This is a genomic window from Coxiella-like endosymbiont of Rhipicephalus sanguineus, from assembly GCF_018687865.1.
The window spans coordinates 1-23,941 of record NZ_NIQB01000001.1 but is presented as its reverse complement, the minus strand read 5'-3'; the positions used below and the strand labels follow the sequence as shown (position 1 = coordinate 23,941).

Sequence of the window (23,941 nt, the reverse complement as noted above, 5' to 3'; positions counted from 1 at the left end):
CCTGATTATAAGCACTCTATTTTTATTCCATATTTTCGAAGATTCCATAACCTACGTCTTGCTTAAGAATTTTAATCATTTCTTTAGACCTGATGGCGTTGTAGAAACGTTTTTTTAATGATTATTTGGTACCTTTTGTGGATAACCTCACACCCTTTATTTGGACCTAGAAGAAATTAGACTGTGAAACGACCCGAATCCCTAAAACAAGTCTCGACATGATAACTCGAGCTTCGATAATCTAAAAAATGTTTTATACCAATAACCCAGATGAACCAATACTCAATTTCACATTAACTTCCACGAGTTTCTCTCCGAACGTAAGCCGTTTCACTTTTAAATATCGGTGGTCAGACAATTAATTTCGAACCGGGTATTAACCCTGTGACACAAGTCAGTTGACCAGGTTTTGAAGGTGACTTCGTCACCTTCAGTTTCGATACCTTAACTCCGCACAAACCGACTACCACGTTAACAGGTCCTTGATCATGGTTGTATTTGATCCAACAATCTCAAATAAAAACAATCAGCAATCACAAAACTTTCCAACTGGCTATAAGATTGGAAAGCAACATAGCTCATTATCAGCTCACCGCTGATAGCCCGATTAACCCCTACTCACCCACACTTCTATCCGCATTTCGCTGCCTAGATAATCTATAAGATTCAATTACTACTTTAAGAATTTGAATATTTTATGAAAATTTTCTTTAGTAATTATCTATGAATCGATCAATTTCGTTGGTTTTTATACTTCTTCGATACTATAGTTCTAAATATGAATACGACCTTTCTAACTAAGTGGAAGAAGGAATTGAACCATGAAATCACCACTTATACCTACTTTCACCATAGCTTTGCTATTGGGTAATATGGAGCTCTCATAACTACGACGATAACTTTGACATCGCTTCAAGCTATTCTGTGGACTTTGACGGTGAGGAAACAGCTGGAGAGGATTTTCTTGATAGTCAGAATGCTATTTTTTTAGACAACAGCCCTTACAGTCTCATTGCTGAAGCCGAAAACGTGGTAGAAAGCTACGATAAGCCTAGCCAAGCGAATTCGCCCTCCGGGAGAGCCCTCCGGGAGAGTGAGTTTTTATCTTTAGTACCCGTATCCTCCGATGGTCCACTTATGATTCGGACGGTTACCTGGTTGCAAGCAGTAAGGCTAATGGGGAAGGTATCAATTACTGTCCGAGCTTAAGCAGACCTTGTCAAACCCTAACGGGTAACTTTCGAATTTCACGCAAAGGGGACACCAGTTAGTGTGTCCAGTCGTTTCCCTCTCACACAAGGGGGGGGCACCTATGCCTTATTGCATGTTTTCAAGGAGGCGATACTATCCATGGTTCCCCATATATCTCAAATCGTAACACCAGTCATCGCTGTATTCGGGTTTATCCCAGTACCCGCACAAGCTTGGCTTTCCAAATATTTCATGCGTCCGGGAACTAAAGTAATTGTATTGCCTTAACTAGGAGCTAGTCGGTTAGTGCATCGGACCACAAACAAACACCCCTTCTCTTTAATAACTCCAAAAAAGTCCGATGCGCTATTTTTTCTTCCTTATTCGCCGCTATAACCGGCAAATTCTTACGGTCGATATCTAATCGTCGAATTTGAGGCGATTGCATAACTAGGGCAGGATCTTGCTGTTCAAATAATTTAGTTTGACCACCGGTCATCAACAAATAGACCTGGGCTAGAAGTTCAGCATCCAATAACGCCCCATGATATTCACGGTTAGAGTTATCAACATGGTATCGTCGACATAGAGCATCTAAATTATTATGCTGTCCAGGATATTTTTGTCGGGCAATTACTAAGGTATCCAAAATTTTACAATAATCAGGGATCATTTTGAAAGGCTTTCCGGTCAACTTCAATTCATGATTTAAAAAACCCACATCGAATGAAGCATTGTGAATGATTAATTCAGCTCCTTTAATAAAAGCAATAAGTTCATCAACAATATCGTTAAATGAAGGCTTATCGGCCAAAAAGCTTTCCGTAATGCCATGGATATCAACAGCGTCGCGTTTGATAGAACGACCCGGATTAATATAGAAATGTAGATATTGGCCTGTTAAACGCCTATCAACCATTTCTAAACAACCAATTTCAATAATCCGGTGCCCCTCTTCTGGAACAAGACCGGTCGTTTCTGTATCTAAGATAATTTGCCGCATAAAAATCCTAGTTCATTTAAAACAACAATTCATCAATACCACGATTGGCTAGATAATCGGCAATCTCATTTTCGGGATGGCCACTATGCCCCTTCACCCATTGCCAACATACCGTATGCCGTTCAATTTCTTTTTCCAGGGCTTCCCACAATGCTTTATTTTTAACTGGTTTTTTCCCGCTGGTTTTCCATTCCCTCTTCTTCCATACAGGGAGCCACTCCGTTACTCCGCGACGCAAATATTGAGAATCTGTCGTGGCAATAACATAACAAGAGAGTTTTAGCACTTTGAGCCCTTCAATAGCGGCGGTCAGCTCCATTTGATTGTTGGTGGTATTAGGAACACCACCATAAAGTTGTCGCTCATGACCGTTATAACGCAATAAAACTCCCCATCCCCCAGGGCCCGGATTACTGCGACAGGCACCATCACAATAAAGGTATACAATATCTTGTTCTTTTTTCATAATTTCAAGGATGGGGTTGGTTTAATAACATTCTGTGCAATCACCGATTCTTTTTTCCACAAAATTCTACGATGAACTGGTGCGTAGACCTCTTTTTTAGCAGCTAATAAATAAATACCACCTGCGGTAGGGAAACAAACCTTTCCAATTATTTCTTTAATTAAGTGAAGCCGTCGATTCGACCTATTTTCAGGCAGAAAACCATAATAAAAAGTTTTGCTAAAAGAAATGGAATATTTAAAATTAATTAACCAGCGCTTTACTTGTTCGCAAGCCCAAAATTTTCCATTCCAGGGAACTCCACGTTTAATAAAAAATAATTTCTCAAGCCCCCACAAGCTCCATGGATTAAAGCCAAAAATAAATAATCTACCTTCAGGTTTCAACACTCGGAAAATTTCTTGAATTAATTTAACAGGATAATTAATAAATTCTAATACATGCACCAACACAAACACATCGATGCTGTCTGACAATAAAGGCAATTCCTGCCAATCCATTTGTATGGATAATAAATTATCAGTCGGCTCTGAAGTTAATTGAATATGATAGAGGATAGGGCTCCCTGCCGAATGTGTCAGAGTCGTTTCTCCGCCAATCTGAATTAAATATTTTCCGCGAATCGTTTTCAAGAATCGTGTCGCTTCTTCATTTTCGCAGGATAGGATCAAGGACCCCGGAGGATGTTGATACCAATCCCGCATGATCTCTAGCGACGACCCGTGCATATTCGAAAATTCCGAATTCATATTTTATACTGTCAAAGTACTTAATTTTCTTATAAAGAAAGTAATCTTTGTCTAATGTCTCACAGACTAATGTCTCACACAATTCTTGCTATTCCCACTCTTAATGATAACTACATCTGGACCATAGTGCATCTAAATAGAAACAAACGGTTATAGCAATCGATCCAGGGGAATGAAAACCCGTTCTGGAAATACTCGAACAACAAGGTTTAATGCTTAACCACTATATTACTAACTCACCATCATTGGAATTATAGGAACGGGTATTTCCGGACTTTTAGAGAAACATTTCCCGTCTGTTTATGGACGCCGCTGAGGACACTATTCCGCTCCGTGTTCGCCCTGTTAAGGATGATGATCAAATTACTTTATCTTCAATTAATATTACCTTTACCGATTTTAGCGATTCCAGGCCATACCTTAGACCACATTGCTTATTATGGCCATCAGTGGGCTTTCAGGTGATACATTGTTTCCTGACGGCGTCTTGCCGGCCGACTTTTTGAAGATTCGCCGGATCAACTCTATCATTCGTTACTCAAATTAGCAGCCCTTCCTTCTGATACTCGACTTTATTGTGGTCATGAATATACCTAAGAAAAACCTCGCTGTTTTTTTGCTTTACGCCGATGGTAAGATGAGCTTTGATAAGAAATGAGTAAAAAAATTTACTATTTTCTAAAAATTTTCAATTAGTTATCAACTATTAGGCAAAATTTTAATCAATATTTCTTGATTGTGGAGGTATTTATCAGTAATATCGCCGAATGCGAAAATGGATCTCCAAAATTACCATTGCGCTATTTGCTTTAAGTCTTATCGGCGTTACTACTATCGCAATGCCAGCCTCCTCGGGTCAGCGGTGGAAGATTAGCGATATTTTTTTCATTCGAACAACTTATGGAGGGCAATCAGTCCCTATTTTGCCATTTATGGAAAATACGTTAACAATTATTATGTCCAAAACCAAATCCGTTGGTTTCGACGTCGACAATCCTACCTTTATGAGTTAACGCAAAATGCGCGACCTTACATTTACTACGTACTTCAACAAACAAAAAAGCGTGGAATGCCGGCGGAAATTGCACTTTTGCCAATGATTGAGAGTAATTATAATCCCTTTTTGTATTCTAAGTGCGGAGCCACAGGACTTTGGCAATTAATGCCGGAAACCGCTACGGGTTTTGGCTTACTTATTAACTGGTGGTACGACGAACGACGGGATGTCGTAGCGTCAACGAATGCAGCTCTAAATTACCTTCAATATCTTCACGATTATTTCCATAGTTGGCTTTTAGCTGTAGCGGCCTATGATGCAGGAGAAGGAACCGTAGCAGCAGCCATTCGATATAATCATCACCGTGGCCAGCCTACTGATTTTTGGTCTTTACCGTTGCCCTATGAAACTCGCGAATATGTACCAAAATTGTTGGCGTTGGCCGATGTGATTAAAAATCACAACTTCTATGGTTTGCACCTCCAACCGGTGGAAAACCACCCTTACTTCACGACGGTGGTTTTAAAAACACCAATGAATTTTAAACAATTATTAAAACTCTCCGGTTCTTCTCTGAAATCGTTAAGGCTATTAAATCCGGGCTTTTGCGATCCACTATAATTCCGAACCACACCTATAATCTTCTGATTCCTACTAATAAAGTCAATGAGTTACAAGAGAATCTGACCATGCTGGGAGAACAACATTTGATGAGCTTATTATTGCATCATCGCGTGCATGCTGGGGATTCATTGAGCATTTTAGCAAATCGTTATCACACAAGCGTCGCGGAAATCCGTGAAATGAATAAATTAAAAGGGGATATGATTCGAATTGGTGAAAATTTATTAATTCCTAAAGCTCAAGCTACTCCCTATACCTCTAACAATTATCATATCTCCGAAGATAATATTCCGCGTCCTCAGCGTGTGGTGGATAACGTAAAATCTCATGAAACCATTATTCATATTGCTCACCGTTACCATGTCACTCCTCAGAAAATTTATTTTTGGAATAGGATAACGAAAGCTAAAGAATTAGTGGTAAGACAAAAATTAATCATTTGGGAGCCTAGCGCTTACAAAACTCGATATCATATTGTCAAATGGGGAGAATCGCTTTCTACTATCGCCCACCATTATAAAACCACTGTAGCCAAACTGCGCCACAGCAACCATATAGTCGGAAATACAATTCGTATTGGACAACGCTTGGTGGTATAAGAAAAATTATTGACAGGGCTGTTCTTATACGAAAAGTTTTTGCGTTAGAGGAAGAATTCTATGACCGCTCGAATTTTGGATGGGCGTGCTTGTGCAGAAAAGGTCAAAACCCATGTTAAAGAAGCTATCTTGGCGAGACAAAAGAAGGGCCTCTCCACCCCTGGTCTGTCTGTTATTTTAGTCGGAGAAAATCCTGCATCCGCTGCTTATGTTCATCAAAAAGAATTAGCTTGTCAGGCAGTTGGTATCCGCTCAATCATTCATCAAATGGCTAACACTACGTTAGAAGCTGAACTCGCAACAAAAATTGATCAATGTAATGCCGATTCAAACACCCACGGTATTCTTCTCCAGTTTCCTTTACCTACGCATATTAATTCTTTCCATTTACTCGAACGCATCCACCCAGATAAAGATGTTGATGGTTTCATCCTTATAATCTTGGCCGTCTGGTGCAGCGTCACCCTATGTTACGTCCTTGTACTCCTGCTGGAATTATGACACTGTTAAAAGAAACTAACGAGGATCTTACAAGAAAGCACGCTGTTGTGGTCGGTGCTTCAAATATTGTAGGCCGTCCTATGGCTCTAGAACTATTATTAGCCAAATGCACCGTAACCGTATGTCATCTTTTACTAAAGATTTAGCAAAACACGTCAAGGCGGCAGACCTATTAATTGTCGCCATTGGAAAACCTGGGATTATACAAAGTGAATGGATTAAACCCGGTGCTATTGTGGTGGATGTTGGTTTTAGTCGATTAAGCCAAAATAAAATTGTTGGTGACGTCGATTTTGAAACCTCTCAAGAAAAAGCCGCTTGGATAACTCCCGTTCCAGGAGCGTGGGGCCAATGACTGTTGCCACCCTTCTCGAAAATACCCTTCAAGCCGCGAGGAATGTGGATTAATTCTAGAAGGCAATAAAACTTCTTAACAGAAATTAGAAACAACTAGAAATTAGAAACAACTACCTGATAAAATTAACAGTCTATATCCTCTATTAGATATTGAACAGGTAATCAGCAACGCTACCGTTCAATCTTTCTTTAACAGTTCACGAAACAAAAGCAGCTGCGCCTGGAAGAACGGTTATTCTACCCCAGAGTGGGGGTTCACCTTCTAAGTAAACATCATTGCAATCGTTCACTTTAAGACCTGTTAACAGCGTAGCTAAAAAATGAGATCCTATACGAATATGGTAGTATAGAAGACAAGCATCGGATAAAAATCCAGGCTGAACAACACGAATGTTATCGTATTGAAACTGCCCTCAAACACCAAATATCCAGTTATAGGTTGTGAAGGTGTAACCGAATTCTCCTACTAGACCAAATTGTATCAGTGAAACAGAAGTTGGGTGGACAAGAAAATCATGTCTAGCATCAGCTACTGAAGATAGTTGATCCCAAGTATAATATATCCTAAGTATAAGAGTTATACCCAACTCCCAAACCAATATGAAAATCATTCATATCACAAACAGAAACATCAGGCCGACCTGAAAAAGCAGCAGTGGCTAAGCAACATAGTGCAGAAACCCCTATGGGAAGTTTTGTAGTTGTTTCTATTTTTAATTCTCCGTTTTCAACTAAAGTTAAAAACCAAATCAAAATAAGTTTATAGTTAAGACTATTATTAGCTTTTTGAAAAGCCAAGGTGATAAGGATATATACATATTTTAAAAATGTCAACACTTAGTTTTAATAAAAAAACATTAAATAATAGGTTTTTTAATAGGTTTTTTTGGTTCAAAATTAATTTATTCTTGCTTAAAAAATAAGCAATTAGTGTTCAATTTAAATACTATTTATGAATCTAATAATAATTCGTTTACCGCTTTCACAAATTCAGCCGGATTTTTAAGTTGCTCTCCTTCTGCCAAAAGTGCTTGATTGAGCAATAACTCGACCCAACGATTTAAGCGCTTTTTGTTTGACTCACTTTTTAGACGTAAAATCAAAGGATGAGTAGGATTAATTTCTAAAATAGGTTTTGTTTGAATAAACTCTTGACCTGTTTGTAACAATAAACGTTGCAAATGACCACTCATTTCATTTTGATCAAAACCACACAGCTGGGTGAATCAGTTAATCGATTCGTGAAACGAACTTCTTTTACTTTTTCACCTAGAGTTTCTTTTAATTGTTTGAGTATGTCGTCTAATTCTTTTTCCGCTTTTTGGACTTCTTCTTTTTCTAATTCACTTAAATCTAAAGCTCCTTTAGCTACTGATTGTAAGGATTTTCCTTCAAATTCTGCTAGATATGCAACGAGCCATTCATCCACGCGATCATGCATCAACAAAACTTCTATTCCTTTTTTTTGAAAGACTTCAAGTAAGGGACTATTTTTTGCAGCTAAATAGGTATCTGCAATAATATAATAGATTTTATCTTGCTCCGGTTTCAGTCGATTAATGTAATCTTTCAGCGAAACATTTTCTTCTTCATTATTATTATGAGTTGAAGCAAAACGTAACAAATTAGCAATCCGATCACGATTAGCAAAATCTTCTGCTGGACCTTCTTTTAAAAGCTGACCGAATGCTCTCCAAAATTTCGCATATTTCTCTTTATCGTTAGTGAGTTCTTCTAAAAGACTTAATACACGTTTGACGCAACCCGCTTTAATTTTGTTAATGATCTCGTTAGATTGTAATAATTCTCGCGAAATATTTAGAGGTAAATCGTTTGAATCCACAATTCCTTTAACGAAGCGAAGATACATTGGCATGAAATGTTCAGCGTCATCCATTATGAAAACATGTTTGACATATAATTTGAGTCCGTGCTGACCTTCACGATTCCAAAGGTCAAATGGTGCTCGCGCTGGGATATATAGTAAAGTTGTATATTCTAATTTACCTTCAACTCGATTGTAAGCCCAAGCTAATGGATCTTCAAAATCATGAGCAATATGTTTGTAAAGTTCTTTATATTCTTCTTCTTTAATTTTATCTTTAGGTAATGTCCATAAGGCATTTGCACGATTAACAACCTCTTCTTCAGGTTCTTTCTTATTTTTAACCTCATCCTCCTTAATGGTTATTTTTTTCATTACAATAGGACGTAAAATATGATCAGAATATTTAGTAATAATCGAACGTAAACGCATGGAGTCTAAAAACTCTTCTTTCTCTTTTTTAAGGTGCAAAATAACTTCAGTCCCACGCGAAGATTTATTAATGTTTTTAATGGTATATTCACCTTTCCCATTTGATTTCCATTCAACACTCTGGTTTGCTTTCATACCTGCTCGCCGTGTGCGCACTATGACGTGATCAGCCACAATAAAAGCCGAATAAAACCTACGCCAAATTGACCAATTAATTGAGACTCCTCGGCGTTTTTTTCTGTTAATAATTCACGAAAAGCACGTGTTCCCGATTTAGCAATAGTGCCTAAATTTTCAATCACTTCCTCTCGATTCATACCGATGCCATTATCACGAATGATAATGGTGCGACTGTCTTTATCAATATCAACCCAAATTTTTAATTCGGCATCGCCTTCATATAAAGTTGCATCCGAAAGGGCTTGGTAATCTAACTTATTCTCTGCATCGGAGCTGTTGGAAATCAATTCTCGTAAAAAGATTTCATCGTTGCTGTAAAGGGAATGCGCTACCAGGTGCAATAACTGCTTAACCTCAGCTTCGAACGACAAAATTTCCGTTTGGGGTTGAAAAGACATTACGTGACTCCTAGAAAGGTTTTACTCAAAGCTTAACATAAGGCAAGACGACGAATTTCAAGCCAAAAAAAGGGGGCAAAAGCCCCCCTTTTCCGATACTGTTTTGATTACATTAAGAATTTGTAACCAATACCAACGGTAAAGAGGTCCGCAACAGGTGTTACGAAGTGACTGGAGGAAGCACTTCGGTAACCTGGTACGAACGTATATTGAGCGTTCACAGACCAATTTGGCGTGAAGTAGTATTGAACGCCGACAGAAAACAATGGATTCCAGTAGTTTGAACGAGGACTGATAAAGTTAATCAGGTCTGAGGTTACTGAAGCAGAACTGGATTGATTGTAGGTATAAGCAACACCTAACTTACCAAATACATAAGTATTTTCGTAAATAGGTGCCATAGCCTTCAATGCTGCATAAGGAATGCCACCTTTAATTGTAAAGGTTGTTGGATTAATAGTAAATTTTGCTTTAGGCAAATAGAACCAACCACCTTCAACAGCAAAATATTGGTTAAATTGATAACCTAAATCACCACCAAAAGTAAAGCCACCATTTTCTCGGGAAGAGCTTGAAAGAACGCCCAAATTGTTGAGTGTACCGGGTAGAGTCGTTACATCACTTTTCCAGGGACGATAGACATAACCCACATTACCTTCAACATAAACACCTGCATAGCTCGGAGCAGGTACATAATCAGGACCGCCAGCTACTACAGCGGAAGTAACACCGACGCTAGCAATACCAGCAGTAGCGAATGTTATTAATTTTTTTACCGACATTAAATTTCCCCTATTGATAAATTAATATTGCTGCAAAGAGCGAACCTATTCTAATAGCAACTTCTCTCTTAATGCAACCTTTTTAATTTTTTTAAAGAAAATTTGTTTTCAAGCTTTATTTATTTTAAAAATAATTTAAGAATAAATAATTTAAGAATTAAGAAATTAAGTTTATTTTATAATAGTTAGTTATTAGTTAAGTTGCAATAAAAAATAAAACTCTAAAAAGTGGCTAAACCGATGAGTTCATCTTTAACATTGCTTCACAAAAAAATAGAGAACGTCGACTGAAATAATAAAATTTTTCTGAATAAAGCGACGCGGCTTTGAAACTTGTTTTAAGGATTCAATTTAGTTTTTGAGTGAAAAAACCTTTGTCTGTCGTTAATTTAAATAGAAATAAGTTCGATAATAATTAAAAAAGCAAGAGGTTACTATTAGACTTCTACATAGGTTTCGGCATTCCTCAACCAGCGCTGTAATAATCGAGTAGCCTGAAGCGGATATTGATCGAGCATTCGGGTAGCAATTGATTGTGCTCGAGATAATAAACATTGGTCCCGAATTAAATCTGTAATACGAAACGGTAGCATTCCAGCCTGCCGCGTTCCCAATAATTCTCCGGGTCCTCGCAATTCAAGGTCCTTTTGGGCTACTACAAACCCGTCTTGTGAATTACGTAGTAAAATCAAGCGATCGCGCGCGTATTGTGACAGTGGTTTTTGATACAGTAAAACGCAATAACTTTTATCTTTCCCGCGTCCTACCCGACCTCGCAATTGATGAATTTGGGCAAGACCCAACCGCTCTGCATTTTCTATTATTATTAAACTCGCGTTAGGCACATCCACACCGACTTCAACTACCGTTGTTGCAACTAATAAATCAATGCCGCCTGCTTTAAAGTCCATCATAACCGCGTCTTTTTCATTCCTACTTAATCGTCCATGAATCAGCCCTACGGTCAAATGATTTAGTAATTGTCGCAATTTTTGATACGTGGCTTCTGCGGCTTCGCATTGCAACATTTCAGAATCTTCAATTAATGTACAAACCCAATAGGCTTGCTTACCCTGTTCGCAATTTTGTTTAATTCGAGCAATCACTTCATTGCGTCGCGCATTAGACATTAAAACAGTAGTAATAGGCTTTCTTCCGGAAGGCAATTCATCAATCGTAGAGACATCAAAATTCGCATAGGCCGTTAACGCCAAGGTTCGCGGGATGGGCGTGGCTGTCATGATTAATTGATGCGGATAGATAGAATTATTACTCCCTTTCTCTTTCAAAGCTAATCGTTGATGAACCCCAAAGCGATGTTGCTCGTCGATAACAATCAAACCCAATTTAAGAAAAGCCACATCTTCTTGAAAAAGCGCGTGGGTTCCCACAATCACTTGATCCTCGCCCTGACGTATTTTCTGTAATGTCTGTTCTCGCGCTGAATTATTTAAACTCCCAGTCAGCCACCCTACTTGAATTCCCAAAGGGTTTAACCATTTTTGAAAGGCACGATGATGTTGCTCGGCTAATATTTCTGTCGGCACCATTACAGCACATTGATAGCCGTTTTCCACTACTTTGATAATTGCCATCGCTGCCACAATAGTTTTGCCTGAACCTACATCCCCCTGCACTAATCGCTGCATAGGATGCGATCGCTTTAAATCTTCATTAATTTCAGAAATAACACGCTCTTGGGCTGCTGTTAGTTTAAACGGTAATGCTTGACGTAATTTATTCTCTTTCTCTGCTTCTAAATTTAAAACCGGCGCCAAATACATTTTTGCACGTGAACGTAATTTCAGAAGCTCAATCTGTTGCGCTACTAATTCTTCAATAATTAATCGTTGTTGTGCCGGATGTTTGCCTGCTTTTAACAATTTAAGAGGGGCATTCGAAGGAGGACAATGTACATAGAGCAATGAAGCTATTAAGGTTGGCAAATTAAATTCTTGACGCAAAGATTCTGAAAATAATTCTTCAAAAACATCTCGTTTTTTTAAATAATTCAATGCTTGAGATAATAAATCGCGTAATTTAGTTTGCGGTAATCCTTTCGTAGTTGGGTATACAGCAGTTAAATTCTCTTCGGTGGGAATAGGAATAGTTGCGTTAACCACCCGATATTCTGGATGAACCATTTCCAATCGACCTTGATAATTCTGCCGAGCCGTACCAAAACACTTCAATCGCAATCCTCGTTTCATTAATTGTTGGTATTGTTGAGAATTAAAATGATAGAATCGTAGGATGAGAGATCCCGTTCCATCCCCGATGCAACAATGCAAACTTCGTCTTCGACCATAATTGATATTCGTAAATTCAATAAAACCCTCAATAGTTGTTTGATCACCGTGCCGCAATGCACCCAATGACGTTAATCGAGTTCGATCTTCATATCGTAACGGTAAATGAAACAAAAGGTCTTGGAGAGTATGAATGTTAAGACTAGCTAAAAGTTCAGTCATTTTAGGCCCAACGCCTCTTAACGAAGCAACAGGAATTTCATAGAGCACGTTGTCTCATTCTCCCAACACCATGAGTGCATCCATTTCTACCAACGCATTTTTTGGTAATTGCTTAACTACAACTATGGTTCGCGCAGGATAAGGTTCTTCGTAATATTCTTTCATCACTTCATTGACTACAGAAAAATTTTCTATATTCACCAAATAAATAGTTAATTTTACAATTTGAGAAAGACTCCCACCCGCCGCCTCAGCAACCGCAGCAATATTTTTAAAAACACGATGAACGTGTTCTTTAAAGTTACCCTGAACCATTTCCATAGTTTCAGGATCAAGAGGAATTTGACCTGAAAAATAGACAGTGTTACCAGCCTTAATCGCTTGGGAATAGATACCGATGGCATGTGGTGCCTTGTTAGTTCCAATTATTTGTTTCATCTCTAAAATCCTCCTATTATACGTTTAACCAAACCGACGTATAATTTTAACCACTTGTTTGACTTGACGTAACCTTCTTAAAACTTTCGCGAGATGTGCACGGTCTCGCACAGAAATACGAAACATAACAATATAATGTAAACCTTCACGTTCTTCTACCGTAATGTCTTCAATATTAGCTTCAGACTCCGAAAAAGCTAAAGCTAACATAGCCAGGGCCCCCCGTTCGTTAACAACTTGAACACGGACTACCGTCGGAAATATTTCTTTGGCTTTTTCCGACCACCGCAGAGGAATACATCGATCCAGTAGATGCCGCACTTTTGAAATCGAAGAACAATGTTCCATGTGAACCAAAATTCCTTTGCCAACATCAATAACACCTACAATGGGATCACCGGGAATGGGATAACAGCACACTGCGAAATTAACAAGCATTCCCTCTGTACCCTTGATCACCAACGGTGTCTCAGAAGTAGGTGGCATTTCTGTTTCCGCTTCAGCTTCTTTGGCCACAGCCGCCAATCGTTGCACTACTAAGACAGCTACGCGATTACCGAGGCCAATTTCCTCTAACAAATCGTCAAATGACTTCAATTGCATTTCTTTTAAAGTAAAGTCGATAGTTCGTTGCGATATTTTTTTAGAGAAAGCGCATAATTTTCAAGGGCCTTTTTCAACAATTGTTTCCTAAAGAAACGGACTCTGAACGCCGTTGCATTTTTAAAAATTGACGAATACTACTTCGCGCTTTACTTGTTACTACAAAGTCTAACCATGCAGGATTAGGCCGGCCCGATTCCGAAGTGATCACTTCTACCGTTTGCCCATTGGCAAGTCGAATCGATAAAGGAGCCATATGTCGATCGATTTTCACGGCGACGCAATTATTTCCAATATCCGTATGAACGGCATAGGCAAAATCGATTGCAGTAGCGCCAGCTGGCAATTCCATAATATCTCCCCGCGGAGTAAAGACATATACTTCTTCACGAAATAAATCGATTTTTACATTTTCTATAAATTCCAGAGGATTTAGCGCATCTTCCTGCAATTCCAATAAATTCTTTACCCAAGCTTTAGCACGTATTTGTGATTCAGTAAGAGGAGTATCGGTCGTTTTATAAAGCCAATGTGCAGCAATACCTGTAGTTGCCATTCGATCCATTTCCGCAGTGCGAATTTGCACTTCAATAGGCAAACCATAGGGTCCAAAAAGCGTGGTATGCAACGATTGATAGCCATTGGCTTTTGGAATAGCGATATAATCTTTAAAACGCTCTGGCACAGGTTTAAACAATCCGTGAATAATTCCCAATGCGCGATAACAGGAATCAAGGTCATCCATGATGATTCTAAAAGCATACATATCCATAATTTCATTAAAGGGAATATGCTTAGTGTGCATTTTGTGATAAATACTATACAAATGTTTTTCCCGACCCGTTATTGTGTAGGAAGACAAATTACTTCGACTTAAACCCTCATCTAGGGTTTTTTCAATTAAATCGAGCATTTTTTTTCGATTACCCCGAGCTTTTCGAACAGCATCTTTCAAAACTCGATAACGCATTGGGTAAAGCGCGGCAAATCCTAGCTCTTCTAATTCAACTGATAATTCACGAATCCCAAGTCGTTTAGCAATTGGTGCAAAAATACCTAAAGTTTCTCGCGCAATCCGTCTTCGTTTTTGTGAATGAAGTGAACCCAGAGTACGCATGTTATGCAAACGATCTGCTAATTTAACGATAATCACACGAATATCGCGCGCCATAGCCAAAACCATTTTTCGAAAATTTTCTGCTTGGGCTTCAGCACGGCTAACAAATTCAATTTGGGTTAACTTGCTTACACCATCGACAAGTTCAGCAACTTCTTCCCCAAATCCTTCGGCAATTATGTTTTTTTCGATGGGCGTGTCTTCGATAACATCATGCAATAAAGCCGCCATAATGATTTGATAGTCCATTTTCATTTCGGCCAAAATGCAGGCAACAGCCACGGGATGACTAATATAAGGTTCACCTGTTCGGCGTTTTTGACCACGATGAGCTTTCTGAGCCATCAAATAGGCTCGATGGATAGAATCGATTTGTTCGTCACTCAAGTAATCGAGCTTTCGTCGTAACTTTTTGAAGGGGCGCAAGACTTCCTCCTTACAGAATAGAGGTGTTTCGCCTTAGTCCTCTTCTCTAAGTTGCGAATCGGCCACAGGACTTGCGACAGGCAAAATAGTGTTAGATTTTTTCACTTCTTCTTTTTCGGCTTGAGCTTCAACGTCTTGCGTAACATCGTATCCAGCAGCAATTTCCCGAAGCGCGATAACGGTGGGCTTATCATTATCTCGTGGAACCATAGGATCAGCCCCGCCTAATTCCAGTATATGTGCTCGCTTTGCTGCTTTTAAGACGAGATCAAAGCGATTTTCAACGTATTGAAGGCAATCTTCAACGGTTACGCGTGCCATGGAGAGACCTCTTTATTTAAGAAAATTATTTAACTGTTCCTCAAAAAAGTTATTTTACTGCTTTTTCAATAGCTCTGCCAGAAGCCCTGCCAACTTTTCCTCTTGTACGTATCGCTGCAATCGTTCAGCATTAATAATGTGAACTAGGCTTTGGACTGCTTGATTAAAATCATCATTGACTACAAGATAATCGAAATCTGTATAATAAGTCATCTCTTCGCGAGCCATTGCCAATCGCTGGTCAATAACAATACTTTTATCTTGGCGTCGCTTAATCAGGCGTTCTCGCAAAGCCTGCGAAGAGGGGGGTAGAATAAAAATGGTAAGCACAGGTGGAAATAACTTTCGTATTTGTTTAGCACCCTGCCAATCAATTTCTAATAAAACATCCTCCCCCGCTTTTAATCGCTCGAGAACCCATTCGCGGGCAGTCCCATAATGGTATCCATAAATCGTAGCATACTCTAGAAAAGCACCATCTTTTATCATCGTCTGAAATTGATCTTCGTCGACAAAGAAATAATCTACACCTTCCCGATCACCGGGCCGCAATGGTCGAGTGGTATGAGAAACGGAAATTTTTATTTCATCCAATTCGTTTACTAAGGCACGAACCAAACTGGTCTTCCCCGCACCAGAAGGAGCCGATATAACAAAAAGATTCGCTTTGTGTCCTTTATGCAATATCTTGTACCTGTTCGCGCATTTGTTCAATCTGAGCTTTTAGTTCAATGACTGCCTGCGAAACGCTGGCATCGATTGATTTATTTCCCAAAGTGTTTGCTTCTCGATTTAATTCCTACATCAAAAAATCCAAGCGGCGCCCCCACTACTTCACTTTGATCAAGCACTCGTTTAACCTCATTAATATACGTCTCTAAGCGTTTCAGTTCTTCAGTAATGTCTACTTTCTGAGCTAGCCATAACATTTCTTGCTCTAAACGTTCTTTGTCTAAACCTACGGCTAATTCTTCAAAGCGAACTATCATTCTTTCTCGCGCAGCTTTTAGTAAAATAGGCATACGTTTTTTAATGGAAGAAATTAATTTTTTACTAATTTTAAGACGGTCTTCCCAAAAGAGTTGAAGTTCCTTACCTTCTCTCTGGCGCACCCTCACACATTCATCTAAAGTGCTTTTTAGCAGATCCGAAATAGCCCTTCCTATGCACTTCGGTTTCTTTTGTTTGTAATATTCCGGGCTACGCTAATACATCCATTGCGTTAACGGTAGCCGAATAGAAAAAGGTAAGAACGGGCCTCACTAGCCTTGGCCAACCGTTCTGTAAGGGCCTGATTAACGCTAACTTCAATAGAAGCTTTTTGGCCGGGCTGAAAGCGTAATATCGCTTCTATTTTACCGAGACTTAAATAATTTTGAATAATTTCCCCCGAGGACTGTTCAAAATCACGCAGAAAATGTGGCATACGTAAAGTGACTTCTAAATAACGGTGATTTACAGTTTGAATTTCCTACGTTAATCTCCCCCAGCTGACTTCATAAGAACGCCGGGCGAAAGTAGTCGTGCTTGCAACCGTACAAAATCCTAAACACGCACTAACGATGGAGAACATAATAACATAGGAATCGGACGGATAGCGGCTCAAATTTGCGATGGGAAGAGATTTCTGCGAATTCTGACTAGGTGTTTTTTCAGCTTGTTTATTATCTAACAAACGATAGTGTGGTATATAAACCCCTCAGATTCATCTAAAAAATAATTAAGAGGTAGTCATGCGCCCAAGTAAGCGAGCAACGAATGAGTTGCGCTCCCTTTCCTTCACTACTCAGTTTACTCCTTACTCCGAAGGTTCTGTTCTTGTTGAGATGGGACAGACCAAAGTAATCTGCACTGCTAGTATCGTCGAGGGCGTTCCCCGTTTTCTTAAAAATATCGAGCAAGGGTGGTTAACTGCCGAATATGGAATGTTACCTCGCTCTACCCATAGCCGTATGGAACGTGAAGCCGTACGTGGTAAGCAAGGTGGGCGAACAGTGGAAATCCAACGGTTAATTGGCCGTTCCTTACGTGCCGCTCTCGATTTAAAATTACTAGGTTCTTACACCATTATCCTTGATTGCGATGTCATTCAAGCAGATGGCGGAACTCGAACGGCAGCTATCAATGGGGGCTGTGTCGCTATGGTACAAGCATTGCGGTATTTACAGAGAAAAGGTATCTTACAAACAGATCCTCTTAAACATTTAGTCGCAGCTGTTTCTGTCGGGATTTATAACGGTACGCCCGTTTTGGATCTCGATTATACCGAAGATTCGAATGCTCATACAGATATGAATATCGTAATGACCGACAACGATGCCTTTATTGAAATTCAAGGTACTGCAGAAGGAGATGCTTTCCATCCCCAAGAATTAGAGGCGTTGATTGATCTTGCGCGCCAAGGCATTAAAAATATTATCGGAAAACAAGAAGAAGCTTTAAGGAAAAGCTAGTGGAAAAGTATATCGCAAGGAATCAACTCCCTATTGGTGTCTTCGATTCAGGGATGGGTGGACTCACAGTCTTGCGAGAACTCGTTAACCATTTACCTTATGAATCTTTTATTTACTTGGGCGATACGGCACGGTTGCCTACGGTACCAAGAGTCGCGAAACGGTCACGCGTTATGCCGCTCAAATGGCGTCCCTTCTGGTCGCTCAAGGAATTAAATTATTAGTAGTAGCTTGCAACACAGCCTCCACGGCGACACTTCCATTTCTTAAAATGCAATTTCCCGATATTCCCATTATCGGCGTTGTCGAACCAGGAGCACGGGCAGCTATTAGCGCCACCAAGAATAATCGAGTGGCTCTGCTCGCTACTGAAACTACTATTCAGTCGGGAATCTACCAGAAAACGATTCTCACATTAAACCCCGAAATTAAAATTAGTAGTCAAACCTGTGGGTTATTTGTGGCGTTGGCGGAGGAAGGTTGTATTAACAACGAAATTGCGAGACTTGTTGCAAAACAATATTTGGAGCCGATTATTAATGATCATCAGCAATGCGATTCTGTTATTTTAGGATGCACTCATTTTCCCGTTTTTATTGAATCCTTAACTGCAATCTTGGGAAGCGAAATAAATATTATTAATTCAGCAACGGCAACTGCAATGGCAGTAAAATCAATTACTCAAAAAATGAATCTAGAAAGTACTGCTCAAAGTCCTCAGCTGACTTTTTTAGTTACCGACTCCCCCGAACGATTTTCTCGCATCGGCGAAATTTTTTTTGGCCAGCCTATTGAGGCTAGCATTGTATACTTGATCGATGGAATGAGAATCAATAATTAAAGGCTAAATATATTAGCGAATGACTTGCTTTGCTCGAAAAAACTGTCTAAAACAATTAACAATCATAATCAATAATCAGGGGAGCATGATCAGAAAATCGTTGTGCTTTATAAATATTTACCGATTTCACACAATTTTTTAAATCTGGAGTAATGATTTGATAATCAATTCGCCACCCGACGTTTTTCTCCCACGAACGCCCACGACTTGACCACCAAGTATATTGATCAGGCTCCTTATTAAGCACACGAAAAGCATCTACCATTCCTACTTTAGTAAATACTTCATCTATCCAGCACGCTCTTCGGGGAGACAACCAGAATTTTTCCGATTACCTTTAAAATTTTTAATATCAATTTCTTTATGCACAATATTCCAATCACCACAAATAATAAAAGAACCTTTCACACGACGCATATTTTTTAATTGTTTCATATAATATTTCATAAATTCAAATTTAATTTTTTGTCTCTGCTCTCCTGTTGTGCTGGATGGCATGTACAATGAGACTACACTTAACGAATCGAAATCTACTTGAATGTAACGTCCCTCTTTATCAGCCTGTTCCCAACCCAAATGTCTCACTACTCGTTTTGGTTTCTCGCGACAAAAGATTCCTACCCCACTGTAACCACTTTTTTGAGCATCATGATAATAGCAATAGTACCCTTCGGGATGAAATTGATCTCCATTGGTGATATCCAGACAAGCCTTTATCTCTTGAAGACAAACTACGTCAGCATTCTGGGTCTTAAGCCAGTCAAAAAATCCTTTACGGGCAGCGGAACGGATACCGTTAGTATTTAAAGTGATAATGCGCATAGTTGTTCTCTTCTCAGTTTAATGTTTAAATTAATATCATTACATCTGTTCCTGTTCTCTTTTTCCTACGGAAAAAGAAAGAAAATAAAAAGGTATTTTATGAATCAGGCTACAGAAATAGCAAAAATACTACTCGATATCAAGGCTGTTACTTTAAATTTACGAGAACCTTATCGTTATTCCTCGGGGCTGCTATCTCCTATCTACTGTGATAACCGTCTAATCATTTCTTACCCAGAAAAACGCAAGAGAGTTATCGATGCTTTATTACACTTAATTGAAGAAAACCATTTACAATTCGATGTTATAGCGGGTACTGCCACGGCAGGCATACCCCATGCAGCTTGGATTGCGGATCGATTAAACTTACCAATGGTATATGTGAGAGATAAATCAAAAATTCATGGAAAAAAAATCAAATTGAGGGTAATTTGGAGCAAGGGCAAAAGGTACTTGTGGTCGAAGACCTAATTAGTATTGGGAAAAGCGCCATCGCTGCTAGCCTTGCACTTTGCCAATTTGCCACTGTTAAGGATTGTATTACTATTTTTTCTTACCAATTATCTAATGCGCAACAAAATTTTGCAAACGCTAACCTTAATTATTATACTCTTTCCGATTTCAAGACATTGATCAAAGTTGCTGTTTCTGAAGGCTATATCACTGAAGAAGAGAGACAAAAAGCATTAGCTTGGAATAAAGATCCCAAAAATTGGGACCCTTAGAAAGGAAGCGTTAAAGTGTTATCCACCTTGAGCAATTGCGTTCTAAAAATATCTTGAATACGCTTTAATTCAGATTCTGTATCTGCTTCAAAACGCAAAATTAAATACGGCGAGGTATTAGAAGGTCTAATTAACCCCCATCTGTGCTGAAATTCCACCCTTAATCCATCCAGCGTAATCAATTTCGCCTCACCGAAATCCGCTTGATGAACCAATTTTTGCATAAAAATCGCTTTCTCTTCTTCAGCCATAGGCAATTTTAATTCAGGTGTATTTATACTGTTAGGCAAACTTGCAAATATTTCACTCGCTGATTTGTCTTGTTGCGAAATAATACGCAATAACCTTGCCCCTACATAAATGCCATCATCAAAACCAAACCATTCATCTTTAAAAAAGATATGCCCACTCATTTCACCTCCTAAAGGTGCATTTATTTCAAATAATTTAGCTTTCAAAACCGAATGCCCTGTTCGCCACATAATCGGGTTTCCACCATGTTTTTTAATAATTTCGGGCAAGTGGCGAGAACATTTAACATCGAAAATAATATCTGAACCAGGTAGTCGCGAGAGTAAGTTCATTGAAAAAAGCATCATTTGTCGGTCGGGCCAAATAATTTCACCCTTATTCGTCACCACTCCCAAACGATCAGCATCACCATCAAAGGCTAAACCTATATCTGATGAAGTCTTTTTTACCGTATCGATTAAATCACTTAAATTTTCGGGAATTGTTGGGTCTGGATGATGATTAGGGAATCGACCATCCACCTCACAAAAGAGTTCTATTACCTCACAACCTAATTTTTGATACAAATTAGGAGCAATCTTTCCAGCTACTCCATTGCCGCAATCAACCACTATTTTTAAGCAACGCTTTAATTGGATTTGTTTTAAAATAAAGTCTTCATAATCTTGAACAATATCGACATCGATCTGCTTTCCTGTGCCCTTCACAAAATGGCGTTCTTGAATCCGTGTGCGCAGAGCAGCGATTCCCTGGCTCGTTAAAGTTTTTCCATCCAATACAATTTTGAAACCGTTGTGATGTCCTGGGTTATGGCTCGCGGTAACCATCACCCCTGAATTCGTTTCTAACCAATTAGTAGCAAAATACACAAGAGGAGTAGGCACTATCCCAATATTAAGAACAGTAAGGCCTGTTTCACAAAGTCCTCGTACTAAAGCCGCTGTTAGCTGGGGACTGGATAATCGTCCATCACGACCTACGACGATGGCCTTTTGTCCTTGCTCTCGCGCTCCACTACCAATGGCTAAACCAATAGGGTAAGCAACATCAGCATTAAGTCCTCCCGCACCGACTGGACCTCGAATATCATAGGCTCGAAAAACATCTGCTGGAACGGACTCAGGCAGATTAGCTTCCGAATTAATGTCGACCGGAGCTTCCAAATCCACCCATGCCTCGTTCACTATTCTCAAACTCCTCAACCACTTCAAATTGCGCTTTTAAAATGGGAACAATCACTAATTGCGCAATTCGCTCTCCGGGTTGGATAGTGTAGGGAACTTTGCTGCGATTCCAGCAAGATACCATTAGTGGACCTTGATAATCAGAATCAATTAAACCAACGAGATTCCCTAACACAATTCCATGTTTGTGCCCTAATCCAGAACGGGGCAATATAGTGGCTGCTACATTAGGATCCCGCAGGTGAATTGCCAATCCAGTGCTGATCAGGCGAGTTTCCCCAGGGTGAATTTCAAGCGGATAATCGATACAGGCCCGCAGATCAAGCCCCGCCGAACCTGCCGTTGCATAGGCCGGTAACGGTACCTGATCCCCCAGACGTTTATCCAAAATTTTTATTTGAACCGAATGCGACATCGCGTCTCCGTGAAAAGGTAAAATGTACCGTTTATTCCCATTCTAGACAAGCCATTCCAATTCTTTTCTGCAGTTCTTGGCTGACAAGAAGGACTTGAGGGAATTCCTGGGCTCTTCCATCCCGGTATTGCGACTTCACTTTCGCTCTCTATACTTACAGCCATGCCAATCACCAAATGGCTATCCAACAGAACGGCCAAAAGAAAAACTCCTTCGGGGAAATGCTGAAACTCTTTCGGATGCCAAACTCATTGCTATAATCATTTAAAAAAGCAAAAAGGCGTTCCGCGGTTGCGATGCTGTCGAGCTGGCACGTGAATGACTTACTATTCCGGAAATCTGAAGAATCTTTTAAATAGTGATTTTAAGCTACTTTCTGACCTACGAGGGGTAGGGAAGCAGTTTACTGCCAACTCAAAAAAGCCACTGCAAAAATACAACGCCACTATCTTTCAAGAATCATTGACGCGCAAAGGCAATCTGTTCTGCACTCAAGATATCTAACGTTTTCTTTCCGCTCAATTGCGTCACCATGAAAATGAAGTTTTTAGCTACCTTTTCCTTGACAGCCGACATCGAATCATCTAGTTTAAAAAAATATTCTATGGCTCGATTAATCAAGCCTCAATTCATCCTCGCGAAATCATTAAACGGGCACTCTATCATAACAGCGCTGCTTTAATCATGGCCCACAATCACCCTTCGGGTATCCCAGAGCCAAGCCAATCGTGTTGCCATAGAAAAATCTCAAAAAAGCACTGACACTCATTGATGCACTTTTTGGATCATGTCATCATTTAGGAAAATGTGAATATAGGCCCTAGGTAATCATACCGTTGGATTATCCTCGCTTTGTGCTTGTGCTGATTCAGCATTTCTGATATAAACTAGAGCGTTATTATTCATATTTTGGAGAACACTGTCATGGCAAGAGTATGCCAAGTGACTGGGAAGCGTCCCCAAAGCGGGAACAACGTCTCCCATGCAAACAATAAAACCAAGCGCCGTTTTTACCCAATTTAAAAAAACGTCGGTTCTGGCTGCCGGAAGAGAAACGCTTTATAACTCTGACGGTGTCGACTCACGGAATGCGAATTATCGATAAGTTGGGTATTGAGGCAGTAGTTAAAAAAATCCGTGAACGTAAAAAATAAGTAAAGTAAATAAAGGATTAATCCATGGCCGTCAGTCCTCGTGAAAAAATAATGCTCCAGTCAACTGGTAAAACCAAAGCAGGTAAACCAACGAATATCTATTACACAACCACAAAAAATAAACGAAATACTGAAAGAAAATTAAGCATCAAAAAATTTGATCCTCGAGCTTGGAATCCTGAAACAGGCAAATGCGGAATGCATATAGCCTTCAAAGAAAAGAAAATACCCAAATAATTTTTTTTAGATCCCCGTAGACGCAGAACCCTCCCATCGGGATCTAAAATCCTATTTCTTCTTTGTTTGTAACCGCTGATACCTTTGCATTAAAACTTCTTGAGATTCTGGGATTCCCACAGAGATACAATCCACCGGACACACCTGACGGCATTGGGGTTCATCAAAATTCCCCACACATTCGGTACACCGATTAGGATCAATTTCATAAATTAATTCTCCCATAGAGATAGCATCATTCGGGCACTCAGGTTCGCAGACATCACAATTAATGCATTCTTCTATAATCTTTAACGCCATAAATTAATTAATTATATTTTCTTTCTTTTTTCTAATCGTTGAGCAACAAGTGGAGGTACAAAAGGAGATATATCACCC

Annotated in this window: 21 protein-coding genes and 8 pseudogenes; 11 read left to right on the top strand and 18 right to left on the bottom strand. The window is 39.5% G+C overall.

The features are described from left to right. Nucleotides 1-924 precede the first annotated feature (924 nt). Nucleotides 925-1,209: a hypothetical protein gene (locus B1F79_RS00150; RefSeq protein WP_251365501.1), complete on the top strand. Its 285-nt coding sequence runs from the start codon at nt 925-927 to the stop codon at nt 1,207-1,209. 277 nt (nt 1,210-1,486) lie between these two features. On the opposite strand, the gene dnaQ is transcribed toward B1F79_RS00150, so the two are convergent. The 3 genes from dnaQ to B1F79_RS00135 are packed head-to-tail and all read right to left on the bottom strand — an operon-like array spanning nt 1,487 to nt 3,409. Then, a complete protein-coding gene (gene dnaQ, locus B1F79_RS00145) occupies nt 1,487-2,194 on the bottom strand; it encodes a DNA polymerase III subunit epsilon (protein WP_251365500.1) in 708 nt (235 codons plus the stop codon). A gap of 16 nt (nt 2,195-2,210) precedes the next feature. Further along, nucleotides 2,211-2,663, bottom strand: a complete 453-nt coding sequence (gene rnhA / locus B1F79_RS00140; RefSeq protein WP_251365529.1) for a ribonuclease HI — start codon at nt 2,661-2,663, stop codon at nt 2,211-2,213. Beyond that, a complete protein-coding gene (locus B1F79_RS00135) occupies nt 2,657-3,409 on the bottom strand; it encodes a class I SAM-dependent methyltransferase (RefSeq protein WP_251365499.1) in 753 nt (250 codons plus the stop codon). Before B1F79_RS00135 ends, rnhA begins: the two co-directional genes overlap by 7 nt. Nucleotides 3,410-4,176: 767 nt before the next feature. Here B1F79_RS00135 and B1F79_RS00130 point away from each other — a divergent pair. The 4 genes and pseudogenes from B1F79_RS00130 to folD all read left to right on the top strand — a co-directional run bounded on the left by B1F79_RS00130 (nt 4,177) and on the right by folD (nt 6,538). Next, on the top strand, nt 4,177-4,422 hold the full coding sequence (locus tag B1F79_RS00130; RefSeq protein WP_251365498.1) for a hypothetical protein: 246 nt from the start codon (nt 4,177-4,179) through the stop codon (nt 4,420-4,422). 56 nt (nt 4,423-4,478) lie between these two features. Then, nucleotides 4,479-5,027, top strand: coding sequence for a transglycosylase SLT domain-containing protein (locus tag B1F79_RS00125; protein WP_251365497.1), 549 nt, complete (start codon nt 4,479-4,481; stop codon nt 5,025-5,027). Continuing rightward, complete coding sequence (locus tag B1F79_RS00120) at nt 5,012-5,629, top strand: LysM peptidoglycan-binding domain-containing protein (RefSeq protein ID WP_251365496.1); 618 nt, start codon at nt 5,012-5,014, stop codon at nt 5,627-5,629. The genes B1F79_RS00125 and B1F79_RS00120 overlap by 16 nt, the downstream gene beginning before the upstream one ends. A 60-nt stretch (nt 5,630-5,689) precedes the next feature. Further along, nucleotides 5,690-6,538: pseudogene (gene folD, locus B1F79_RS00115) on the top strand (bifunctional methylenetetrahydrofolate dehydrogenase/methenyltetrahydrofolate cyclohydrolase FolD). A gap of 513 nt (nt 6,539-7,051) precedes the next feature. Here the strand turns inward: folD and B1F79_RS00110 are convergent. From B1F79_RS00110 to B1F79_RS00060, 11 genes and pseudogenes are all read right to left on the bottom strand, one after another. Beyond that, the gene (locus tag B1F79_RS00110) at nt 7,052-7,285 is read right to left on the bottom strand and encodes a hypothetical protein (protein WP_251365495.1); all 234 of its coding nucleotides are present in this window, start codon (nt 7,283-7,285) and stop codon (nt 7,052-7,054) included. Nucleotides 7,286-7,437: 152 nt separating this feature from the next. Continuing rightward, nucleotides 7,438-9,322 (bottom strand): annotated as a pseudogene (gene htpG / locus B1F79_RS00105) (molecular chaperone HtpG). Nucleotides 9,323-9,429: 107 nt separating this feature from the next. After that, the gene (locus tag B1F79_RS00100) at nt 9,430-10,104 is read right to left on the bottom strand and encodes an outer membrane beta-barrel protein (RefSeq protein ID WP_251365494.1); all 675 of its coding nucleotides are present in this window, start codon (nt 10,102-10,104) and stop codon (nt 9,430-9,432) included. A gap of 437 nt (nt 10,105-10,541) precedes the next feature. Continuing rightward, entirely contained in the window at nt 10,542-12,623 is a 2,082-nt protein-coding gene (gene recG / locus B1F79_RS00095) for an ATP-dependent DNA helicase RecG (protein WP_251365493.1), read from the bottom strand. Nucleotides 12,624-12,629: 6 nt separating this feature from the next. Then, nucleotides 12,630-13,013, bottom strand: a complete 384-nt coding sequence (locus B1F79_RS00090; protein WP_251365492.1) for a RidA family protein — start codon at nt 13,011-13,013, stop codon at nt 12,630-12,632. Nucleotides 13,014-13,037: 24 nt separating this feature from the next. Continuing rightward, nucleotides 13,038-15,159, bottom strand: a pseudogene (gene spoT / locus B1F79_RS00085) (bifunctional GTP diphosphokinase/guanosine-3',5'-bis pyrophosphate 3'-pyrophosphohydrolase). A 33-nt stretch (nt 15,160-15,192) separates the two neighbouring features. Then, complete coding sequence (rpoZ, locus tag B1F79_RS00080) at nt 15,193-15,480, bottom strand: DNA-directed RNA polymerase subunit omega (RefSeq protein ID WP_251365491.1); 288 nt, start codon at nt 15,478-15,480, stop codon at nt 15,193-15,195. A 54-nt stretch (nt 15,481-15,534) separates the two neighbouring features. Next, nucleotides 15,535-16,164 (bottom strand): guanylate kinase, encoded by a 630-nt coding sequence (gene gmk / locus B1F79_RS00075; protein WP_251365490.1) that lies wholly within the window; start codon nt 16,162-16,164, stop codon nt 15,535-15,537. Then, nucleotides 16,157-16,255 (bottom strand): endoribonuclease YicC domain-containing protein, encoded by a 99-nt coding sequence (locus tag B1F79_RS00070; RefSeq protein ID WP_251365489.1) that lies wholly within the window; start codon nt 16,253-16,255, stop codon nt 16,157-16,159. The genes gmk and B1F79_RS00070 overlap by 8 nt, the downstream gene beginning before the upstream one ends. Then, entirely contained in the window at nt 16,245-16,592 is a 348-nt protein-coding gene (locus B1F79_RS06520; protein WP_251365488.1) for an endoribonuclease YicC domain-containing protein, read from the bottom strand. Before B1F79_RS06520 ends, B1F79_RS00070 begins: the two co-directional genes overlap by 11 nt. Before the next feature lie 110 nt (nt 16,593-16,702). Next, nucleotides 16,703-16,948 carry a YicC/YloC family endoribonuclease gene (locus B1F79_RS00060; RefSeq protein WP_308159706.1) on the bottom strand — a complete coding sequence of 82 codons (246 nt, stop codon included), beginning with the start codon at nt 16,946-16,948 and terminating at the stop codon, nt 16,703-16,705. 265 nt (nt 16,949-17,213) lie between these two features. On the opposite strand from B1F79_RS00060, the gene rph reads away from it, so the two are divergent. Together rph and murI are read left to right on the top strand one after the other, a co-directional pair. Then, the gene (gene rph / locus B1F79_RS00055) at nt 17,214-17,933 is read left to right on the top strand and encodes a ribonuclease PH (protein ID WP_251365486.1); all 720 of its coding nucleotides are present in this window, start codon (nt 17,214-17,216) and stop codon (nt 17,931-17,933) included. A gap of 53 nt (nt 17,934-17,986) precedes the next feature. Beyond that, a pseudogene (gene murI, locus B1F79_RS00050) lies at nt 17,987-18,774 on the top strand (glutamate racemase). Nucleotides 18,775-18,829: 55 nt separating this feature from the next. On the opposite strand, the pseudogene B1F79_RS00045 reads toward murI, so the two are convergent. Then, nucleotides 18,830-19,596, bottom strand: a pseudogene (locus B1F79_RS00045) (exodeoxyribonuclease III). A 99-nt stretch (nt 19,597-19,695) separates the two neighbouring features. Here B1F79_RS00045 and pyrE point away from each other — a divergent pair. Beyond that, nucleotides 19,696-20,321: pseudogene (gene pyrE, locus B1F79_RS06515) on the top strand (orotate phosphoribosyltransferase). On the opposite strand, the gene B1F79_RS00035 reads toward pyrE, so the two are convergent. Together B1F79_RS00035 and dut are read right to left on the bottom strand one after the other, a co-directional pair. Further along, complete coding sequence (locus B1F79_RS00035; protein ID WP_372443082.1) at nt 20,318-21,718, bottom strand: phosphomannomutase/phosphoglucomutase; 1,401 nt, start codon at nt 21,716-21,718, stop codon at nt 20,318-20,320. The pseudogene pyrE and the gene B1F79_RS00035 overlap by 4 nt on opposite strands. Then, nucleotides 21,714-22,172 carry a dUTP diphosphatase gene (gene dut, locus B1F79_RS00030; RefSeq protein WP_251365485.1) on the bottom strand — a complete coding sequence of 153 codons (459 nt, stop codon included), beginning with the start codon at nt 22,170-22,172 and terminating at the stop codon, nt 21,714-21,716. Before dut ends, B1F79_RS00035 begins: the two co-directional genes overlap by 5 nt. 127 nt (nt 22,173-22,299) lie before the next feature. Between dut and radC the strand changes: the two are divergent. From radC to rpmG, 3 genes and pseudogenes are all read left to right on the top strand, one after another. Further along, nucleotides 22,300-22,901: pseudogene (gene radC / locus B1F79_RS06510) on the top strand (RadC family protein); the annotation flags it as partial. A 195-nt stretch (nt 22,902-23,096) separates the two neighbouring features. Beyond that, nucleotides 23,097-23,326 (top strand): annotated as a pseudogene (rpmB, locus tag B1F79_RS06665) (50S ribosomal protein L28). A 24-nt stretch (nt 23,327-23,350) separates the two neighbouring features. Further along, the gene (gene rpmG / locus B1F79_RS00010) at nt 23,351-23,563 is read left to right on the top strand and encodes a 50S ribosomal protein L33 (RefSeq protein ID WP_251365483.1); all 213 of its coding nucleotides are present in this window, start codon (nt 23,351-23,353) and stop codon (nt 23,561-23,563) included. A 51-nt stretch (nt 23,564-23,614) separates the two neighbouring features. Here the strand turns inward: rpmG and B1F79_RS00005 are convergent, their stop codons facing one another. After that, the gene (locus B1F79_RS00005) at nt 23,615-23,863 is read right to left on the bottom strand and encodes a YfhL family 4Fe-4S dicluster ferredoxin (RefSeq protein WP_048875539.1); all 249 of its coding nucleotides are present in this window, start codon (nt 23,861-23,863) and stop codon (nt 23,615-23,617) included. Between the last annotated feature and the right edge of the window lie 78 nt (nt 23,864-23,941).